The organism is Devosia psychrophila (genome assembly GCF_000971275.1).
Classification (GTDB): domain Bacteria; phylum Pseudomonadota; class Alphaproteobacteria; order Rhizobiales; family Devosiaceae; genus Devosia; species Devosia psychrophila.
Map to the genome: position 1 here is coordinate 1 of NZ_LAPV01000205.1, position 1085 is coordinate 1085.

At 58.9% G+C, this 1085-nt stretch carries 1 pseudogene; it reads left to right on the forward strand.

What is annotated here, in order from left to right:
• A pseudogene (locus tag WH91_RS20825) lies at positions 1 to 1070 on the forward strand (IS3 family transposase); the annotation flags it as partial.
• Between the last annotated feature and the right edge of the window lie 15 nt (positions 1071 to 1085).

Here is a 1085-nt window from a genome sequence, read left to right on the forward strand (position 1 = left end):
CTGGTGCGCTCAAGGAATGCGTGGCTGATCTGACCCTGGAAAACCGTCTGCTCAAAAAAAGCATGATCGCGGATGGGGACGAGCCAGAATGAGATATCCCGCATCCGAAAAGCTCGAGATCATCAGAATGGTCGAGCAGTCGCACCTGCCGGCGAAACGCACTCTGGACCGGCTGGGCATTCCGCGTCGGACCTTTTATCGCTGGTATGATCGCTATCTCGGTGGCGGGCCCGAGGCACTGCAAGATCGGCCATCCGCGCCGCGCCGGGTGTGGAACCGGATCCCGGCAGCCATCCATGACCAGATCATCGAGTTGACGCTGGAGCAGTCCGAACGCTCGCCTCGGGAACTGGCGGTACAGTTCACTGACGAGAAGAGCTACTTCGTCTCCGAGGCCAGCGTTTACCGGCTTCTCAAGGTCCACGACCTCATCACCAGCCCGGCCTATGTGGTGATCAAGGCGGCAAACCAGTTCCACACCAAGACGGTGCGGCCCAACCAGATGTGGCAGACCGACTTCACTTGACTTTAAGATCATCAGCTGGGGCTGGATGTACCTGTCCACAGTGCTCGACGATTACTCCCGCTACATCATCGCCTGGAAGCTGTGCAGCACCATGCGGGCCCAGGACGTTACCGACACACTGGACATGGCCCTCACAGCCTCAGGCTGCGATCAGGCCCATGTGCATCACAAACCCCGCCTGCTCAGCGACAACGGCCCGAGCTACATCGCCGGTGTACTGGCCGATTATATCGAGGCCAAAGCCATGAGCCATGTTTGGGGCGCTCCAATGCATCCCCAGACCCAGGGCAAGATCGAACGCTGGCACCAGACCATGAAGAACCGCATCCTGCTCAAAAACTACTTCCTGCCCGGCGATCTTGAGGCCCAGATCGGAGCCTTCGTCGAGCATTACAACCACCGGCGCTATCATGAGAGCCTCAACAACGTAACGCCAGCCGACGCCTACTTCGGCAGGGCCGCAGCCATCATCAAACAACGCGAAAGGAACAAACGAAAGACCATCGAGCATCGGCGCTTGCAGCACCGCAAGCTCGCCGCATAACATCAACCCAAAGAC